Origin of the sequence: Enterobacter cloacae complex sp. IR5418, assembly GCF_049238105.1 — a bacterium.
Lineage (GTDB): Bacteria > Pseudomonadota > Gammaproteobacteria > Enterobacterales > Enterobacteriaceae > Enterobacter > Enterobacter hormaechei.
Genome location: NZ_JBMKHS010000053.1, coordinates 715 through 1,247, shown reverse-complemented (window position 1 = coordinate 1,247; position 533 = coordinate 715). Strand labels below are relative to the sequence as shown.

Annotated in this window: 1 protein-coding gene; it reads right to left on the bottom strand. The window is 63.6% G+C overall.

Going from position 1 to position 533, the window contains the following annotated elements; genetic code table 11:
- Positions 1 to 57: 57 nt before the first annotated feature.
- Positions 58 to 533 (bottom strand): GNAT family N-acetyltransferase (locus ACOTX7_RS22585; protein WP_050442052.1); only part of this gene is annotated, 476 nt, incomplete at its 5' end.

Below are 533 nucleotides of genomic sequence, written 5' to 3'. Positions count from 1 at the left end.
AAGGGGATGATAAGTTTATCACCACCGACTATTTGCAACAGTGCCCCCGAACGGACGTTAGATTTCGAGTTCTAGGCGTTCTGCGATGAAGGTTGGATCCCAGCCGGGATTGAAAGTGTCGACGTGGGTGAATCCGAGCCGCTCGTATAGGCCACGCAGGTTCGGGTGGCAGTCGAGCCGCAGCTTGGCGCACCCCTGCGTTCGCGCGGCATGGCGGCAAGCCTCGATCAGCGCGGAGCTGACACCCCGGCCCGCATGTGTCCGTCGCACCGCGAGCTTGTGCAGATATGCGGCCTCCCCCTTGAGGGCGTCGGGCCAGAACTCGGGATCCTCGGCCGACAAGGTGCAACAGCCGACGATGCCGTCGCTGCAACTCGCGACTAGGAGCTCGGATCTCAGGACGAAGGTCTCCGCGAATGTCCGGTCGATCCGCGCGACGTCCCAGGCGGGCGTTCCCTTGGCGGACATCCACGCCGCAGCGTCGTGCATCAGCCGCACAACCTCGTCGATATCACCCGAGCAGGCGACCCGAA